At 43.9% G+C, this 17,303-nt stretch carries 15 protein-coding genes; 9 read left to right on the forward strand and 6 right to left on the reverse strand.

From position 1 onward, the window contains the following. Nucleotides 1–74: 74 nt before the first annotated feature. From ACN6KS_RS10640 to ACN6KS_RS10650, 3 genes are all read left to right on the forward strand, one after another. Nucleotides 75–818, forward strand: coding sequence for an SDR family oxidoreductase (locus ACN6KS_RS10640; RefSeq protein WP_341134411.1), 744 nt, complete (start codon nt 75–77; stop codon nt 816–818). A gap of 87 nt (nt 819–905) precedes the next feature. Then, entirely contained in the window at nt 906–1,991 is a 1,086-nt protein-coding gene (locus ACN6KS_RS10645) for a glycerol dehydrogenase (RefSeq protein ID WP_440961968.1), read from the forward strand. Nucleotides 1,992–2,096: 105 nt separating this feature from the next. Beyond that, nucleotides 2,097–2,957, forward strand: a complete 861-nt coding sequence (locus ACN6KS_RS10650) for a divergent polysaccharide deacetylase family protein (RefSeq protein WP_094869432.1) — start codon at nt 2,097–2,099, stop codon at nt 2,955–2,957. Here ACN6KS_RS10650 and ACN6KS_RS10655 read toward each other — a convergent pair. Continuing rightward, nucleotides 2,944–3,696 carry an N-acetylmuramoyl-L-alanine amidase gene (locus tag ACN6KS_RS10655; RefSeq protein WP_256989766.1) on the reverse strand — a complete coding sequence of 251 codons (753 nt, stop codon included), beginning with the start codon at nt 3,694–3,696 and terminating at the stop codon, nt 2,944–2,946. The two genes, ACN6KS_RS10650 and ACN6KS_RS10655, sit on opposite strands and share 14 nt — an antisense overlap. Nucleotides 3,697–3,878: 182 nt before the next feature. Between ACN6KS_RS10655 and ACN6KS_RS10660 the strand changes: the two genes are divergently transcribed. Beyond that, nucleotides 3,879–4,067: a YqzE family protein gene (locus tag ACN6KS_RS10660; RefSeq protein ID WP_076283115.1), complete on the forward strand. Its 189-nt coding sequence runs from the start codon at nt 3,879–3,881 to the stop codon at nt 4,065–4,067. A 172-nt stretch (nt 4,068–4,239) separates the two neighbouring features. Here the strand turns inward: ACN6KS_RS10660 and ACN6KS_RS10665 are convergent, their stop codons facing one another. The 3 genes from ACN6KS_RS10665 to ACN6KS_RS10675 all read right to left on the reverse strand — a co-directional run bounded on the left by ACN6KS_RS10665 (nt 4,240) and on the right by ACN6KS_RS10675 (nt 8,233). Further along, nucleotides 4,240–5,271 carry a hypothetical protein gene (locus tag ACN6KS_RS10665; RefSeq protein WP_280786880.1) on the reverse strand — a complete coding sequence of 344 codons (1,032 nt, stop codon included), beginning with the start codon at nt 5,269–5,271 and terminating at the stop codon, nt 4,240–4,242. Nucleotides 5,272–5,426: 155 nt separating this feature from the next. Continuing rightward, nucleotides 5,427–6,491, reverse strand: a complete 1,065-nt coding sequence (locus ACN6KS_RS10670) for a YqhG family protein (RefSeq protein ID WP_440961969.1) — start codon at nt 6,489–6,491, stop codon at nt 5,427–5,429. Next, nucleotides 6,488–8,233: a DEAD/DEAH box helicase gene (locus ACN6KS_RS10675; RefSeq protein ID WP_094869429.1), complete on the reverse strand. Its 1,746-nt coding sequence runs from the start codon at nt 8,231–8,233 to the stop codon at nt 6,488–6,490. Before ACN6KS_RS10675 ends, ACN6KS_RS10670 begins: the two co-directional genes overlap by 4 nt. 415 nt (nt 8,234–8,648) lie before the next feature. Between ACN6KS_RS10675 and ACN6KS_RS10680 the strand changes: the two genes are divergently transcribed. Both ACN6KS_RS10680 and ACN6KS_RS10685 read left to right on the forward strand, forming a co-directional pair. Then, nucleotides 8,649–11,285, forward strand: a complete 2,637-nt coding sequence (locus ACN6KS_RS10680; protein WP_440961970.1) for an adenosylcobalamin-dependent ribonucleoside-diphosphate reductase — start codon at nt 8,649–8,651, stop codon at nt 11,283–11,285. Nucleotides 11,286–11,445: 160 nt separating this feature from the next. Next, entirely contained in the window at nt 11,446–11,820 is a 375-nt protein-coding gene (locus ACN6KS_RS10685; protein ID WP_094869401.1) for a hypothetical protein, read from the forward strand. 134 nt (nt 11,821–11,954) lie between these two features. On the opposite strand, the gene ACN6KS_RS10690 is transcribed toward ACN6KS_RS10685, so the two are convergent. Next, complete coding sequence (locus tag ACN6KS_RS10690) at nt 11,955–12,353, reverse strand: cytidine deaminase (RefSeq protein WP_036689594.1); 399 nt, start codon at nt 12,351–12,353, stop codon at nt 11,955–11,957. A gap of 267 nt (nt 12,354–12,620) precedes the next feature. Here ACN6KS_RS10690 and ACN6KS_RS10695 point away from each other — a divergent pair, with 267 nt between their 5' ends. Continuing rightward, the gene (locus tag ACN6KS_RS10695) at nt 12,621–13,580 is read left to right on the forward strand and encodes a methylenetetrahydrofolate reductase (protein ID WP_440961971.1); all 960 of its coding nucleotides are present in this window, start codon (nt 12,621–12,623) and stop codon (nt 13,578–13,580) included. Between the two features lie 224 nt (nt 13,581–13,804). Then, entirely contained in the window at nt 13,805–15,793 is a 1,989-nt protein-coding gene (locus tag ACN6KS_RS10700) for a GTP-binding protein (RefSeq protein ID WP_440961972.1), read from the forward strand. An 11-nt stretch (nt 15,794–15,804) separates the two neighbouring features. On the opposite strand, the gene ACN6KS_RS10705 is transcribed toward ACN6KS_RS10700, so the two are convergent. After that, nucleotides 15,805–16,143 (reverse strand): winged helix-turn-helix transcriptional regulator, encoded by a 339-nt coding sequence (locus ACN6KS_RS10705; protein ID WP_440961973.1) that lies wholly within the window; start codon nt 16,141–16,143, stop codon nt 15,805–15,807. Between the two features lie 152 nt (nt 16,144–16,295). Here ACN6KS_RS10705 and ACN6KS_RS10710 point away from each other — a divergent pair, with 152 nt between their 5' ends. Then, on the forward strand, nt 16,296–17,207 hold the full coding sequence (locus ACN6KS_RS10710; RefSeq protein ID WP_440961974.1) for a DsbA family oxidoreductase: 912 nt from the start codon (nt 16,296–16,298) through the stop codon (nt 17,205–17,207). The last annotated feature ends 96 nt before the right edge of the window (nt 17,208–17,303 follow it).

Genomic DNA, 17,303 nt, shown 5'->3' on the forward strand with positions numbered 1-17,303 from the left:
GTCACTTGTTATTTGCGAGTGTTCGATTTATAATCAGACCAACAAGAAAGACAAACGAATAGGGGGAATAAATGATGGAACAAAATTTGGTTGGAAAAGTTGCATTAGTGACTGGAGCTTCAAGAGGTATGGGACGAGAAATTGCGGAGAACTTGGCGTTGCATGGTGCGAAGGTTGTTGTTAATTATGCAAGCAGTTCAAGTAAGGCAGAGGAAGTTGTGGACGAAATTAAGCAAAAGGGTGGAGAAGCTATCGCTATCCGGGCGGATATCAGCCAAGTGACAGAGCTGGAACAATTATTCCAAGCCACATTGGAAGCTTATGGACAAATCGATATTCTCGTTAACAACGCAGGCATTATGATCACAAAGCCGATTGCGAGTATGACGGAAGAAGACTTCGACAAACAGTTCGCCATCAATGTGAAGGGTACCTTTTTTGCTTGCCAGCAAGCGGCTAAACATATGGGTGAGAACGGACGGATCATTAATTTCTCGACATCAGTGACAGGTCAGATGTTCCCAACCTACAGCGTTTATGCGGGAACAAAGGGAGCTGTGGAACAATTCACTCGTCAGTTAGCTAAAGAATTTGGACGAAAAGGAATTACGATTAATGCGGTCTCTCCGGGTCCAGTGAATACTGAGCTATTTACCGTGGGAAAGTCAGCTGAAGAGATTGCGAATGTTGGGAGTATGAATTCTTTTGGACGGTTGGGTGAGCCTGAGGATATCTCGAGTGTAGTGCTGTTTCTAGCCAGTAAGGAATCACAGTGGGTTACGGGCCAGACGATTCGAGTGAACGGGGGATTTATTTAAGACAAAAGTCGATAGCATCTTTATATATAGCCAGTCTGATGCAACACTCCTTAGAATAAAAGAATATACAAAAAGAGGAGTGAAACCATGACGCAGATCTTATGTTCACCGACTAAATATATTCAGGGGCATGGCGAAATTCGTAAGCTGGCAGATTATTGTTTACAACTAGGCGTGAAAAGAGCTTTTGCGATTATAGATCCTTATATTTTGTCCATGTACAAGGAGGATATCTTACACAGCTTTGAAATGAACGATATTCCCCTTATGATGCGCGAACTCAAGGGTGAGTGCAGCCGGAATCAGGTGGATGAGATAGTGCTGGAACTTGGCCTGGAGGACGTTGAAGTTGTCTTAGGAATCGGTGGAGGCAAGACCCTAGATACGGCAAAAGCAGTAAGCCACATGGAGGATCTCCCGGTAGTTATTGTACCCACAGTGGCCTCGACGGATGCACCTTGCAGCGCTTTATCAGTGTTGTATACGGACGAAGGTGACTTCGACTGTTACCTTCCATTAAAAAGAAATCCTGAGATGGTGATCGCAGATATCGATATCATCGCTAAAGCCCCTGCAAGATTGCTGGTGGCTGGAATGGGTGATGCTTTATCCACCTATTACGAAGCAAGAGCTTGCCGTGAATCTGGAGCGGTTACTCATGCAGGCGGGACTGGCACAATCGCAGCGTTCTCTTTAGCACGTGCTTGTCTGGACACACTTCTTGCTGATGGTGAATCCGCACTCCTGGATGTTAAACAGGGGATCACCTCTTCTGCAGTGGAACATATTGTTGAAGCTAATATTTACTTGAGCGGCGTTGGGTTTGAGAGCGGTGGGCTTGCTGCAGCCCATGCTATTCATAACGGACTGACCCTGCATGAGGGATGCAGGAATGTGCTACATGGTGAGAAGGTTGCCTTTGCTACGATCGTGCAGTTGGTCTTGGAGAAGGCTTCAGAAGATGAGATCGCTCAGGTCATTGCTTTCTGCAAAAAAGTCGGCCTTCCCGTTACACTTAAGGAGCTTGGGATTACCAGTAGTGAGATCGATAAATTAATGGTGGTGGCAGAAGCTAGCTGCTCCCAGGATAGCCCAATGAAGAATATGCCATTTGAAGTTCAATCTGTGGATGTGCTGGAAGCAATCCTTGCCACAGATGAGCGCGGGCATTAGCAACAGCTCGATTGTAAATTATTGCGAACCCTCCTCGTACATATTTAACCTTCGTGAACCAAACAATGAGAACAATTGTTTAAGACGAAGGAGGCGTTCCTCTTGATGAAGGACAGTCGAAAGGTTAAACGTTACTTACTGAATTGGCTTGCTGTTGCTGCAGTATTGATTACCACAATTGTTCCGGCTACGCCGGCTGTCTCTGCTGCCACGTCTAAAGACAACGCTACAACTACGCAGCTTGAAGAGAGTGCACCAAAACGTGATAAGGTCGCTATCATTATTGACGATTTCGGCAATGGCATGAAGGGGACAGATGAAATGTTCTCGTTACCGATAAAGCTTACTGTAGCCGTCATGCCTTTTTTACCTACATCGGTAAAGGATGCGACCCGCGCCCATGAACGCGGAGATGATGTTCTGGTTCATTTGCCGATGGAGCCGCGCCAAGGTAATCCTAAATGGCTTGGACCGGGAGCCATATTGGCCAAAATGTCCGATGAGGAAGTGCGACAAAAGGTTGAGGCAGCACTCGATAATGTTCCTTATGCGATCGGGATAAATAACCATATGGGCTCGAAAATTACCGGGGATGAGCGGATTATGGCGGTGATCTTATCTGTATGCAAAGAACGAGGATTATTTTTTGTAGACAGCAAGACCAACTACCGTTCTGTTGCTGGTAATATGGCTTATCGAATGGGTCTCCCACGCGTAGAGAACCATATCTTTTTAGATGACACACATACAGCAAGTCATGTTCTGAAACAAATGGGTCTCGTCAAAGACATGGCAAAGGATCAACGATTTTGTGTAACGATCGGTCATGTTGGTGTATTTGGGAAAGAGACCGCCGCAGGAATCCGCAGCGGTATTGAACAGATGAAAGACAATGTTGAGTTTATAGGGATCTCTGATCTGGTTAAAAACGAGATGAAATGGAGCTCCCAACTTAAACTTCCATAAGATAAGCTACAATACCATCAGCGATGGCTTCAGCGATTTGTTGCTGCCCTTTAGGGGTGCATAACTTTGCTCGGTCAGTCGGACTGCTTACAAAACCCGCCTCAACGATAACCGTTGTGGCGGTTATTTTGTTGAGTAAATAAAAGGGCTTACCTGGTCGTGGATGAGCTTCGACATCATAAAGATTATTTAGCTGATGCTGAATGGACTTAGCAAGGATGAAGCTACGGCCCTCTTGACGGTACAATACAAGTGGACCATGTTTGGATGGGGAAGGCGCCCAGTTAATATGGATGCTTACCACTACAGTAGCAGGTAATGTCTCAGCAAGTTCTTTACGCTGTGCAAGATCCCGCAGATGTCGAGATTTACTACGCAGCCATCGGTTCTCATCACTTGGGGCATAATCTCCATTGCGGTTTAAAGCAACGTCAAAGCCATCGCTACCCAAAAGTAGAAATAATCGACGTGAGATATCTAACGTGATATCTTTTTCAAGAATATTACCGTAGGAAGTTCCACCATCGATGCCTCCGTGTCCCGCATCAATTAGAATCATACGGTGACCGTGACCTAATAAATGCTGACGGTCATCCTTCATCACGGGTTTCTCTGGTGTCGCAGAGGCTAAGGAGCTGCCCATAAACAACATTAGTAGTCCTAGGGTAGTTAAAGTGATTCGAAAGCCAAATATAGCAGCTGCTGTTCTGGGAAAGGGTTGTTTTCTCCAGTTGTTCAAGTGAAACGCCTCCTTGCAAGTGAATAACGTCTTCTGGATTCTTTGTTAGATTGTGCTTTAATAGGTAAACCTATTCGACAAATCAGAAGTCTGTAGTTTAGATCCAAGTGGAGTGGTGCACACTAAGACCATGGAACGGATGCTGATAATCTGAATTTACGTACATTTTAGGAGGTGTTAAAATGGCTTCCGGTGGCGATGAGCTTGTAAAGTATATAACGGAGAAGGTAGTCGTATATATCGAGGATCCGCGTGCCATTCATGCTCGCAGAGCGGCTACGAAGCAGCCGTGGTCACAGAAATGGTTCGGCATGCTCCCGCTTGGGTGGTCTATCTGGCGAAGCAAGTGGAGTCATGGCAAAAAAGAATAAACGTTTAAATAGCAAATAACCTTCCAGTGCCATTATTCATGGGTGGCAGTGGAAGGTTATTTGCGTTTGTTTAAATATAAGAATTTATATGCTTACGTTATAAATTATCCTTCTATTTCTCGCATAAACACTTACCGTCCTCATAAGGACGCCGAAGGCGTTTATGCTTGTGTTAACGATTATATCCGAGTGCTTTGGTCGTTCTGTTTGGGAGCTTATGCAGTGTTCCATTATTTTGTAGTGAAGCGAGTGGCAAGTATCGTTTTCCTTCAGGGCCTGAGGCCGCATATACGGTAGTTTTATTGTTCTCAGCTTGACCTTGGGAAGACTGCCAGCTCTGATAGCCTGTAATCATAAACGGTCCTCCGACTAGGTCATTTCGTCCGGCAGCCTGATAAGCGATGCTTTCCTTGGGTCTAATCAGAAGCGCGATATTGTCGCCGCTCACTGTAGTTAGTTTAGGAGCCGTCAGCCATAGGATATCTTCGTAAGGATCATCTGACCCTCCACTATTGAAGGCCGATAGCGGTGATACGTCAGGATTAAGATTAGTAATTACATCTGTTGCAGGAGGCTGCTCTTTAAGAACTTCTTCCGCCTTGCTTAGTGTCCAAGGTAAAATTTGCGGCACGGAAGCATTAATGTAAACCGTCTTTTCGTCAATGGTTATTTTCCAGACCGGTAGAAGCGGTGCATATAAAGCAGTAAGTTTTATTTGTCCTGAAAAAGATGATGTAATGAGACCCTTCTGCACCAAAAACTGGCGCAGATCATTTAAACTGTATGGGAGTCCATAAGTGCCGGCTCCATATTCACTTAGCATATATCCGCCTGTATCGGTGGCGGAAATGATCATGTATCCGATCCGCTCTTCGCCCTTCATCACATTTACAAGCCAGCCATGAGTACCTGGACCAAGGGGATAATATTCTATCCCTGCATCCTTCCAGGCTGTAAATGGAGCTTCTGCAGCGAGCTTGTTCAGTGTAGCCTTAGCGAATTCTTGGACCGTACTGGGAGAAGGTAAGGTACTCATCTTCAATACAGGAATTACATCCTGTGTGACTGACTGGATCACACTTACTCTGGCCAGCGCCAGCGCTGAAGGGGAACCAGAACTGGATACAAACAGTCCAAAGCTTAGAAGCAGGAGGAGGCATCCTTGTCCCGCAAGTTTCAGCCTCCGCCGCAAACTTATTTTCATGGCGTCGATCACCTTTCTTTGTTAAGAAATGTCAGGAAAGTTAAGCTTTACTCTATTGTAGTGGACAGGCTATAAAAAGGCTGTTGCTTGCTGTCGCGCCTCAAGGCAAAAGTTCTCTTGTTTTTTTGCCTGCTTTTAGCGAGTAGGGTCGCATTCTATAGGCTTCGCAGATGAAACAGTCCGTAGGTTATCGCAGAAACTGCAATTTGGGGCTCATATTGCCAGATGGTCTCCTGCCGACGACGGTTATACTGCTCCTGAGTGCCTAAACGCTTTTCTTCATCAGGCTCTTTCAGCAGCTCTCCGTAATAAATATCAATGATAGCCAGCTCGATTCTAAGACGCTCACGTGCCTGTTCTGCCCAAGTGTAATCGAGTTCGGCCAGATGTGAGGTAAGATGAGCCTCTAATAAATCTGTAGCGACTGTCACTGTTAATTCATAAGGCTGAATATGGACGTTTTCTGGTAAACGGGGGATCATCTCCAGAGAGGCTATCTTAGCGTTGAAGTCATCAATGATGGTCCCTTTTGTCAGAGAGATTCCAAGATAATGCAGTTCTTCCCGTTTCAAATCGCAGCTCATCTCCACTTTATAGCAGACGCCGAGCCATGGTTCATAGGCTGCAGAGAAGAGTGTATTCCGCTGCCTGTTACCGGGATCTTCAAATAAGTAAAGGCATTTCCCTTCATCTTGGGCCGCACTCCAAATTTGCTGCAGGCGCTTGCTACCATAGATGATATCTTCACGTCTTATCATGCCAGGTCCAATGCGAGGCAGCGCTGGAACAATACCGAAGTAGCGGGCTAGGATGCTATCCTCTGGATTTGAGGAAGGGACATGAACCACATTATTTTCAGGTGTTGCTGAATCTAATAGATCCGCGCTGGCCTCAATATCGGTTGACGCATCTACCACTGGACTTCCGGTAATTGGCGGGTTCAATGCTCCGATGCTGCGATTTACCGCTGGCGGAACTTCTATAGCTGCCTGATTATCGTATTTTTCCGGATCAAAAACAAAGGTGAAAGAGAGTGTCTCCGGATCAACACCAGTACGCTCCACGAATCCCCAATAATAAGGTCGATCTGTAAGCATTTTGTCAGCTCTTGGTGATAGCTTTACAGTTACGTGAATGGGCGATACTTCAATAATGGAACATTCTGTAGCCTCCAGATAATCCATTACATGTTTACGTACTTCCTGTGAGTTGAGGGTCATGTCGCAGTCTCACTTTCCTTTTTGATACCCTGAGTCAACTCACTTAGGGATTCACCGATATGATCAAGCTCATTTCGCAGCTCTTCATCGGAGCGGGATTCGAGCATGATTTTGTATAAACTTTTCTCCAGCGATTCTTTCTTCTCAAAACGCTCCAGAATCACATCCAGCCCGCCAATGACCATTTCGAACATATTGATCTTCTCGTGTAGCAGATGAAGGATATGTTCTTCAATCGTACCTTGTGTGGATAAATTATAGATAACCACGTCATTTTCCTGACCTAACCGGTGCACCCGCCCAATCCGTTGTTCTACTCTCATGGGATTCCAAGGCAGATCGAAGTTGATCATATGGTGACAGAACTGCAGGTTAATGCCCTCACCACCGGCCTCAGTAGCGATCATGACTTGAGCACGACCGCGGAAGAGGTCCATCATCCAGTCCTTTTTACCACGATTCATCCCGCCGGAATAAGAAACACACATTAGCCCATGTTCGCGGAAATACTGAAGCAAATATTCTTGAGTCGCGCGATACTCCGTAAAAACGATGACCTTTTCATTCATTTCTTGAATGAGAGATAGTGTTGTTTCGGCTTTGGTATTGGTCTTAACCGTACGAAGTGTCTGCAATAGCTCCATCATCCGATCGCGTTTCGGCGAATCAGCGGGCAGCTTCTTGATCAGATTAACTAAAGTGATGAAGACGGCATCCCTACTGCTGCACACCTCACGCTGAAGCGTTACCAAGGAAAGCATGCTGCTAAGATTGCCGCCTGATTCCTGATACTGATCTTTAACAAAAGAAGTGACAGCGTCATATAATACTCTCTCTTCCTGTGAAAGAACTAGCGGGATATTACGGACTTTTCGTTTCGTAAAGTTAACTGGACCTTCGCCACGCCGATTACGGATCATCACCTTCGATAGCTCGTCCCTTAGCTGACCTTCATTCTTAGGTTGACGTTTATCAACGACGAAATTCGAAGCAAAATCACCCTGATTTCCTAATTGCCCCGGTTTCAGTAAAGTGATCAAATTAAATAGCTCGCCCAGATCATTCTGAACGGGAGTAGCGGTTAGGAGCAGGCAATATTTTTTACGTAATTGCTGCACAAATAGATAATTGGTTGATTTCTTATTCTTCAGCTTATGGGCCTCATCAATAATCAACATGTCATATTCATTTTCCAGCAGCATTTCTTTATGAGGATCGCGCTTCGCGGTATCCATAGATGCGACGACAATCGCATTCCCCCAGGAATATGCTTTTTTCTGTGCAACAGCAGAGATGCCAAACTTGGCATTCAGCTCGCGGACCCACTGCAATACAAGGGAAGCAGGTACCAGAATAAGTACTTTAGAGACTAGACCGCGGACAAGATATTCCTTGAGTACAAGTCCTGCTTCAATCGTCTTTCCTAGTCCAACCTCGTCTGCAAGAATCGCGCGGCCAGACATCTCAAACAGAACCTTATGCGCGGTATCGAGCTGATGAGGAAGCGGGGATAATCCGGATAAATGCTTCATGCATTGCAGCTCATCGAAGCTTGTTACTAGACCCGTTTGTTCACCCTGCAAGGCAAGCTTGGACAGACGGTAGTCTCCCCACGGACCACCTTTATCTAGTTTAAGTTCTAGATCCTGCAGCCAATTCCGGTCAAAAGAAAGAGGAACAGGCAGTATAGGCGCTGACTTTCCACCTTTGTGAGGTAGAGAATTACGGAATAATTGCGTCATGGTACAGCCTCCTCAGGTGCTAATTTATATCATCATTCGTAGGAGTAGTATGCTCTTAAACAAGAGAATTCATAACCTTCTATTTTTCTTGATAGCCTTTAAAAAAGAGAGTAAAAGCGAGAAAACGCGGCAAGGTTTGCGATATTTCGGCTGCTTGACTCTATTTTCGAAAAAGACCTTCGATACAATATGTGGTATAGTTTAAAAGCTGATGCACACAATATATTGTGACAAAAGCATGAAAATGTTATTTTTTAAAAGTGCATAGCTGCTATTTGTTATTGACAAGATGAACTTCCTACATACACCCGTAAGACGGAAGATAAGTGTAAGGAAGTTTTTGTTGTGGGTCACAAAATGTACGCCCACACCTGAACTGGAACTAATATTTACTACATTGCGGGAGGTTTTTCTATTGGGTAAAGTGGAACGTAAGCAACGCCTTGAAGGGCTAAGTGAAAAAATATTTTTGGATCGTTATGCTTGGAAAGATGCCGACAGCAATAATGCTAAAGTGGGCGATGTTGTACTCGTTCTGACAAAAGATGATCCGAAGTTTCCCACGAAGGAAGTCGGAGAGATCGTAGAACGTAACGGCAGAATCGTAACCGTGAAGACACGGAGCGGCGAACTTGTAAAATCAGATGTTGAAAAGCTGACGCTTAATATAGAAAAAACACCAGAGGAAATGTGGGATCGTCTATCTACAGCTATGGCTTCTGTGGAGAAGACGCCTGAGCTTCAAGAAGAATGGGCGGGTAAATTCCGCTCGATTCTGGATGATTGGAAGCTCGTACCGGGTGGGCGGATTGCGGCTGGTGCAGGCGCTAGTGAAGAATTAACATTGTTCAACTGTTATGTAATCCCTTCTCCAAAAGATAGCCGTGGCGGCATTATGGAGACGTTGGCTGAAATGACGGAGATTATGGCGCGAGGTGGCGGTGTAGGAATTAACCTATCCTCACTTCGTCCACGCCGTGCAATTGTGCGAGGTGTCAATGGCTCTTCTAGTGGTTCTGTATCTTGGGGCGGTCTGTTCAGCTATACCACTGGACTAATTGAACAAGGCGGCAGCCGCCGTGGTGCACTCATGCTAATGATTAATGACTGGCATCCAGATGTAGAGGATTTCATTACCGTGAAGCAAACGATGGGTCAAGTGACGAACGCCAACCTTTCGGTATGTGTGAGTAATAGCTTTATGAAGGCTGTAAAAGAAGATCTAGATTGGGATTTAGTGTTCCCGGATACCACAGACCCAGATTACAACGATGTGTGGGACGGCGATCTAGACAAGTGGAAGGCTGCGGGCAAAAATGTTATTCATTATCGCACCGTTAAAGCGCGTGATGTGTGGCGCACTATTATTGAATCCGCTTGGAAATCCGCTGAGCCAGGCGTTGTGTTCATGGAATACTATAATCAGATGTCCAACAGCTGGTATTTTAATCCGATCATTTGTACGAACCCGTGCGGGGAGCAAGGACTGCCAGGCTGGGGAGTTTGCAATTTGTCCGCTGTGAACCTGTCCAAATTCTACGATGAGAAGAATCATGATGTAGACTGGGAAGATCTCGCGACTACAACGCGTTATTCTGTACGTTTCTTGGACAATGTTATTGATAAGACCCCTTATCATTTCCCGGAAAATGAAGCGAATCAGAAAAACGAACGCCGTGTGGGTCTCGGAACGATGGGTCTTGCTGAGCTGATGATCAAATTGAACATCCGTTACGGTAGTCCGGAATCTTTGGCGTTTCTGGACAAGCTTTACGGCTTTATGGCTCGTGAAGCATACCTTGCTTCTGCAGAGATTGCTGGTGAGAAGGGAGCTTTCCTAGCTTTTGACACACAGAAATATTTAATGAGCGGGTTTATGAAAAATATGCTCGAATCGTATCCAGAGGTTGGTGAAGCGATTCGTAAACATGGCATGCGTAACGTTACAGTGATAACACAAGCACCTACAGGCAGCACAGGTACAATGGTAGGTACTTCGACAGGTATTGAGCCTTATTTCGCCTTCAAATATTTCCGTCAAAGCCGCCTTGGATACGATGAGCAGTTCGTTCCAATCGCTCAAGAATGGCTTGAAGCTCATCCAGGTGAAGAGCTGCCAGATTACTTCGTGACCTCGATGGATTTGTCAGCTAAGGATCATATCCGTGCGCAAGCAGCGATTCAACGCTGGGTGGATAGCTCGATTTCCAAAACTGCAAACTGCCCGTCTGACTTCACAGTAGAAGAGACGGCTGAGCTCTATGAAATGGCCTTCGATCTGGGTTGCAAAGGCGTTACGATCTACCGTGATGGTAGCCGTGATGTGCAAGTTCTGCAAACCTCGAAGAAAGAAGACGCAGCAGAAGAGGTAGCTCCAGCTGTTGAAGTTACAGCTGCTCCTGAAGCAAGTACAAGTGTTGTAGCGGCAAGCCCAGCACCTCAAGCGTCTACTAAAGAGCTGGATAAACAATACAAGAAACGTCCGCAAGTTCTACGCGGTGCAACCTATAAAATCAACACACCTTTCGGCATGGCATATATTACAATCAATGATCTTGATGGGATACCTGCTGAAATCTTCCTGAATGTAGGTAAAGCAGGTTCTGACGTCTTTGCGATGGCAGAAGCATTAGGCCGTGTCTGCTCCTTGTTCCTCCGTTACGGAGATCATGGTGAGAAAGTGGAGCTGTTGATCAAACATCTGAAAGGCATTGGCGGATCAGGAGCTATCGGATTCGGAGCGAACCGAGTTGAATCCATTGCTGACGCTGTAGCTAAGGCACTGGAATCACATGTGCTGAACAATGCTCATGATGATCATGTACCTGCTCCGATTGCAGCAACTTTGGAGCTGGAGGATTTCAATGAAGCGTTAAATGCAGAGTTGAAAGCGAGCGTTCCGTCAGCTACGGAAGATGGACACGGTGGTCATCATGGGCATAACCACGCTACGGCTTCCCGTGATCTTTGCCCCTCCTGCGGCAGCGCCTCGCTAATTAATATTGAGGGCTGTAAGACTTGTGGCAATTGCGGGTATAGTCGCTGCGGGTAAACGGTAGAGCCAATAAATGTTTTATGGGAAAACTAGAAATGTAACTATGCATAGCTACTAAAAGCAAGCGATCATCGAGAGGAAGTGTTAACCTTTTATCTCAATGGATCGCTTGTTTTTTTTCAAAAATTATAGATAATCATTGAGAGGTTTTAACTATATGAGTTTGATAATTAGTGTAATTCAAAAGGGAAGTATAATTGTAGATACTAATTTTTTGGAGGAGCAGGTACCCGCACCACATAATAATTTGTTTGGTTTCGAATCATGCAGAAAAACTCTCTGGGGAAATGATATAATTAGTGAACTCGGATGTGAGTTAATATATTCTTTAAAGAATACGAATATTTTTGCATTTGATGAAGGAATAGAAAAACTGGAAAGTGAATTCCTTATTTTGCTTGATAATTTAGATACTATAGAACTACATACAGACTATGATAAAGAATTTATTGAATTTGGGGTAAGAAATGCTTTGGAAATGATAAAGGTAGTACTTAAAGAAAAAGATAAGGTTGGAATTGCGATTTGGTAAGTCACAACGTATTTACGCGGTGTGTCTGGTCTGTGAATTCTGTGTTCTGACTAAGCTTTTTAACACAAAAACACGCGTACTTGTCTAACACAGGTACGCGTGTTTTTGATATTCCACTATGGTAGGTATTATTTTTACATATCTAAATTTTTGAATGCGTAAGGCAATAAATCCCTTAAACTCAGCTCTAAGATTTCTTTTTTCTCATTGGTTAAATAGACAGGCATGTCGGGCAAACAGAATTCCGATAATACTTGTCTGCAGATACTGCATGGCGGCAGAAAATCCATTGTGTCACCTGCTACAGCTATAGCCTGAAAATCACCTTTAGTATAGCCCTTTGTAATAGCTGTGAAGATTGCTGTTCTCTCTGCACAATTAGTAGCACCAAAAGATACATTTTCTACGTTGACTCCATTAATAACATTTCCATCTTTAAGTAATAAGGCTGCTCCAACTGGGAATTTAGAATAAGGGGCATAAGCAGCTTTCTTTGTGTTACGTGCGCTTTCCATTAATTCTTCTTTATTCATAATACTCACCCTTTTTAAATAAGAATGAACCTTTCGGTCCCCTTATCGCCAACTTTAAGGTTGGCAGGACTTCTAATATTATAGTCAGACCCAATGGTTGTCAACATTAAAATCTAGAAGTTCCGCCTCCATGATGTACTACTCGATAAGTACCAATAGGGAATCATAGCTTTAAAATATAACTAGATATAGTAAATATAAGTTATACATATTAAGCCTGCCATGGTAGCCTTAACTTAAAAGAGACGTGTAGAGGAGTTTTTTAATTTGGGAGCGGCAGGGAGTACATTTAAACAAAAAATATTAAGCAAGAAACCTGGTATTTTAACATATGGGATGACACCACCGAAGGCAAGCCATTCACCAGAAAAGATATCAGAAATTGCACAGAAACAGGTTGAAAGACTTCAAAACGTTGATTTAGATGCTTTAATTCTTTACGACGTCCAGGAGGAAGCAGAAAGAGTTGATCATGAAAGACCTTACCCATATTTACCAACGATTGATCCGGCTATCTATGGTGATAAATATCTAAGACAAGTGGAGGTCCCAAAAATAATTTATCGGTGCGTCGGTAATGATACAAGAGCTTCGTTCGCGGATTGGATTAAGACTGACGAAAGTGAAGACAGATTTTCCGTGTATGTGGGCGCTTCGTCAAGTAAGCAGGAGGTGAAATTGAATTTACCAGATGCTTATAAACTAAGCAAACAGTTAAATAGTAATTTGAATTTTGGAGGAGTTGTCATTCCTGAAAGACATATAAAAAAGAATGATGAGCATATACGGGTTGTCGAAAAGATTAACAATGGATGCAACTTTTTTATCACTCAGGCAACTTATAATGTAGAGGCATCAAAGAATTTATTGTCTGATTTATATTATTACTATACAAATAAGGGTTTTGAAATGGTTCCTATTTTATTTAATCTTGCACCATGTGGCACAGCGAAAACATTACAATTTATGAAATGGTTGGGGATTAGTATCCCGGGATGGTTAGAAAACGAGTTGAAATATTCGAACGACATTTTGGATAAATCCATTCAGCTATCTCAAAAAATATTTGAAGAACTATTTGAGTTCGGGCTGGAGAAGGGAATTCCAATTGGATGCAGCATTGAAAGTGTTTCAACAACTAAGTTGGAAATTGAAGCATCCATTCAGCTTGCTAAAGATGTAAAGGCATTTCTAGATAAAAAGCTGTTGAGTCTAGAGAGTAGATGATTTATTGTTTTAAGAAATAAAATTAACTATTCATTGAGCCGGTAATCCTTTCTGTTAAGGGTTACCGGTTTTTTATAAGTTAATAGGACATAATCATCATCTCAATAGCTAGTCTAGTGCCTTTCTTGCATTATTGTACTGTAGGTGGTGAGAGATTCTGTACAAGCTACTAGATTTCGGCTACGATTCTTATATAACAGACTGACTGAATGGATGGTAGAAATATGTATTATAAACTGTCAGAAGCATCACCAATCACCATCGGACTGCTAGCACATGTTGATGCCGGCAAAACCACCTTCGCAGAGCAGCTCCTATACCATGCTTCCGGAATTAAGACTCGGGGGAGAGTCGATCATCAGGATGCCTTTTTGGATAGTCATGAGATGGAGCGGGCACGGGGCATAACGATTTTTGCTGACCAGGCGGTGATGAAATATAACGAACAATCGTATCAGCTCATTGACACACCGGGGCATGTCGATTTTTCAGCTGAGATGGAGCGCGCTTTACAGGTCATGGATTATGCGGTAGTCATCTTAAGTGCTGTGGAGGGCATTGAAGGGCATACCGAGACGGTCTGGCAATTGCTACAGGAATATGGCATACCCACTTTTATATTTATTAACAAAATAGATCGTACCGGTGCTGACGTCCAGCGTGTACTAAAAGCGTTAAGGCAGCAATTTTCGCCGGATATGTTGTATTTGTCAAAAGGTCTAGAACAGAGCATGCTGCCTGAAGAGGTCATTACCGCCGTTGCTGAGCGAGATGAAGCCTTGATGGAGGCATATCTCGAAGACAACATTTATCCTGAGCAGGTATTGGCTACGCTGAAACAAATGGTTAAAGAACGGGTGGTTTTTCCCGTTATGAGTGGAGCAGCTCTATTGGATCAGGGGATTGCGGAATGGATGCAGACGATGCAACTACTAATGGAACCGACTTATGAAGTTAACGCAGTGTTCGGGGCACGAGTATATAAGGTGCGTCATGAGCTGCAAGGCACGCGACTGACTTTTATGAAGATATTAGCTGGAAAGTTACGGGTACGGGAGGATCTCTGCTATAGCACTTCAGAACATGAGGAGTTAAGCCAGAAAATCACTTCTATTCGTATCTATCATGGGGGGAAATATACTTCATGCGATGAAGCCTCCGCGGGACAGCTTGTTGCCGTTACGGGCCTAACCGATGCAGCCATTGGACTGGGTATAGGTAATCATTCAGATCAAGTAGAATCCCGTCTTGTGTCAGCGTTGAAATCCAAAGTTGTATTCAATTTGGGGATATCATCCAGAGAAGTGCTGCGCTATTTCATGATCCTGCAAGCCGAAGACCCTACGCTGCAAGTGACATGGGAGGACAAGCTGGAGGAGATTCATGTTCATGTGATGGGAATGATCCAGTTAGAGGTACTTCAGCAGGTGGTGTTAGACCGTTTCCAGCTCAAGGTATCGTTCTCCAAGCCAGAGATATTATACAAAGAGACGATCGCAGACATTGTGATTGGTTGTGGGCATTTCGAACCTCTTAAGCATTATGCAGAGGTGCATCTCCGGCTTGCGCCTGCGAAACGTGGTGAGGGAATTACCTATCGCAGTACATGCCATGTTGAGCAGCTCAGCACAGGGTATCAGCATCTCGTCGGTCAGCATTTACTTGAAAAGGACCATCGTGGAGTTCTTACCGGCTCTCCCGTCACCGATCTGTATATAACGCTTTTAACCGGGGCAGCGCATCAGAAGCATACGCATGGCGGTGACTTTCGGGAGGCGACACTGCGGGCACTGCGGCAGGGATTGGAGCAAGCAAACAAGATTCTACTGGAACCCTATTATCAATTCAAAATCAAAGTCGATGCGGAGCTTATCGGACGCGTAATGTCTGATATACAGCTGGCCCATGGTGAATTTGACCCGCCAGAAATGCTAGGTGAATCGATGTTTATTCAGGGACGTGCGCCTATCGCGACGTTCATGCATTATGCAGTAGAGCTTGCTTCATTCACGAAGGGAAAGGGAGCAATCTCGATGAAGTTAGGCGGTTATCAGCCATGTCATAACCCAGAACAGGTCATCGCAAGGATTGGATACGACCGCAGCGCTGATCCTGAGTACACCTCCAGCTCTATGTTCTGTGCAAAGGGAGCGGGATATAGCGTTCCTTGGGATGAAGCGCCTTCGTATATGCATTTGGAGATTCAGGAATAGGAATGAGCAGTCTAGGAATTATCCTTCATCCCAATATTTCTTTGTCCCCATTCAACAACGGATTCAATTAAAGGCACTAATTCTCTTCCAGATGAAGTCAGAGAATACTCAACTCTTGGTGGCACTTCGTTATACTGCTCCCGATGAATGATTCCATATTCTATAAGATCCCTCAGTGCGTTGGTTAAGGTAGTCCCTGTTATTCCATGTAGTCTTCTTTTTAACTCGTTATAGCGTATGTTGTCGTTCTCACTAAGAATGGCTAGGATCGGGAGGTTCCATTTTCCGCTGATTACATGGAATGCGAAGGTTGCAGGACATAATTGATCAAGTCTAAATTCGTATTTCATACATAACTCCTCTCCAATAGTATTATTTAAGATACTTAGTATTAAAAATAAACGTACTTGTTTGAATTTGTATTGGTATTATAATACTCCCATACAAAGAACTTCTACAAGAGGGCACTTTCTTTGATTCTCCAGCGAAAGGTGATTGATATATGAATAATTCAAATATGATGTGTGACCTTAAAACCGGTGTCTGTGGGCCAGGGGATGAAGAGCAAGTGGAAATGATCGACTTTAATCTACAGTCCCCCAAAATCACACTTTACTATGCAACAGATCCGATCTGTTCCCACTGTTGGGCGCTTGAGCCGGTACTCAATCGTTTTATTCTGCAGTATGGTCAATATTTTAACGTGAAGACGATTATGGGTGGTTTGCTTTCTAGCTGGCATGGTTTTACAGATGTCTCCAATGGCATTCAACAGCCTTCAGATGTTGCGGAGCATTGGAGAGAAGTTGGTTTACATTCACGTATGCCTATCGATGGTTCTTTGTGGGAAAACAATCCGATTCTTTCTTCGTATCCGCCATCTAGAGTATACAAGGTTATACAAAATATATATCCGGGTAAAGAAAATGAGTTTTTGCGTCAGGCAAGAGAAGCTGTATTCGCCTTCAATCAGAATATTGGAGAGGAGAAAACATTAGTTGATATAGTCAACAACATTGGGCTAAATGGCGAAGAAATAGTGGCGGATGCTGCTCTTGGATCGGCACAAGATTTGTTAGAGCAGGATTTTGAGTTAGCAGGTAGACTTGGTGTACGTGGATTTCCAACCATTATCATGGTGAATGAAGAAAATAAAGGTGTTAAAATTGTGGGGGCACGATCATTAGAAGCCTATGTCGAAGGACTTCAACAAGTTTACAATGGAGATGTAAAAGCTGAAAATGTTCCATCTCTCTCTGAACTTATCAAAGAAGGAAACATTTTGTTCTATAAGGAAATTGAAGTGTTGTATGATATTGAATCTGGTGATATGGAGTCATTTATAGCCACGGACATGATAGAGGGGTCATACAGTATTAAGCATATTTTAGGTGAATCATACGTTGTATCTTGATTATAATGAAAGAAGCCAGTAAGCCAAAGGTTACTTTGGAATTACTGGCTTCTTTGGCATTCGAGAGGGTGGATTTGAGATTGCGAGTGCCAAACC

The organism is Paenibacillus nitricinens (assembly GCF_052056485.1).
GTDB lineage: Bacteria > Bacillota > Bacilli > Paenibacillales > Paenibacillaceae > Paenibacillus_AQ > Paenibacillus_AQ nitricinens.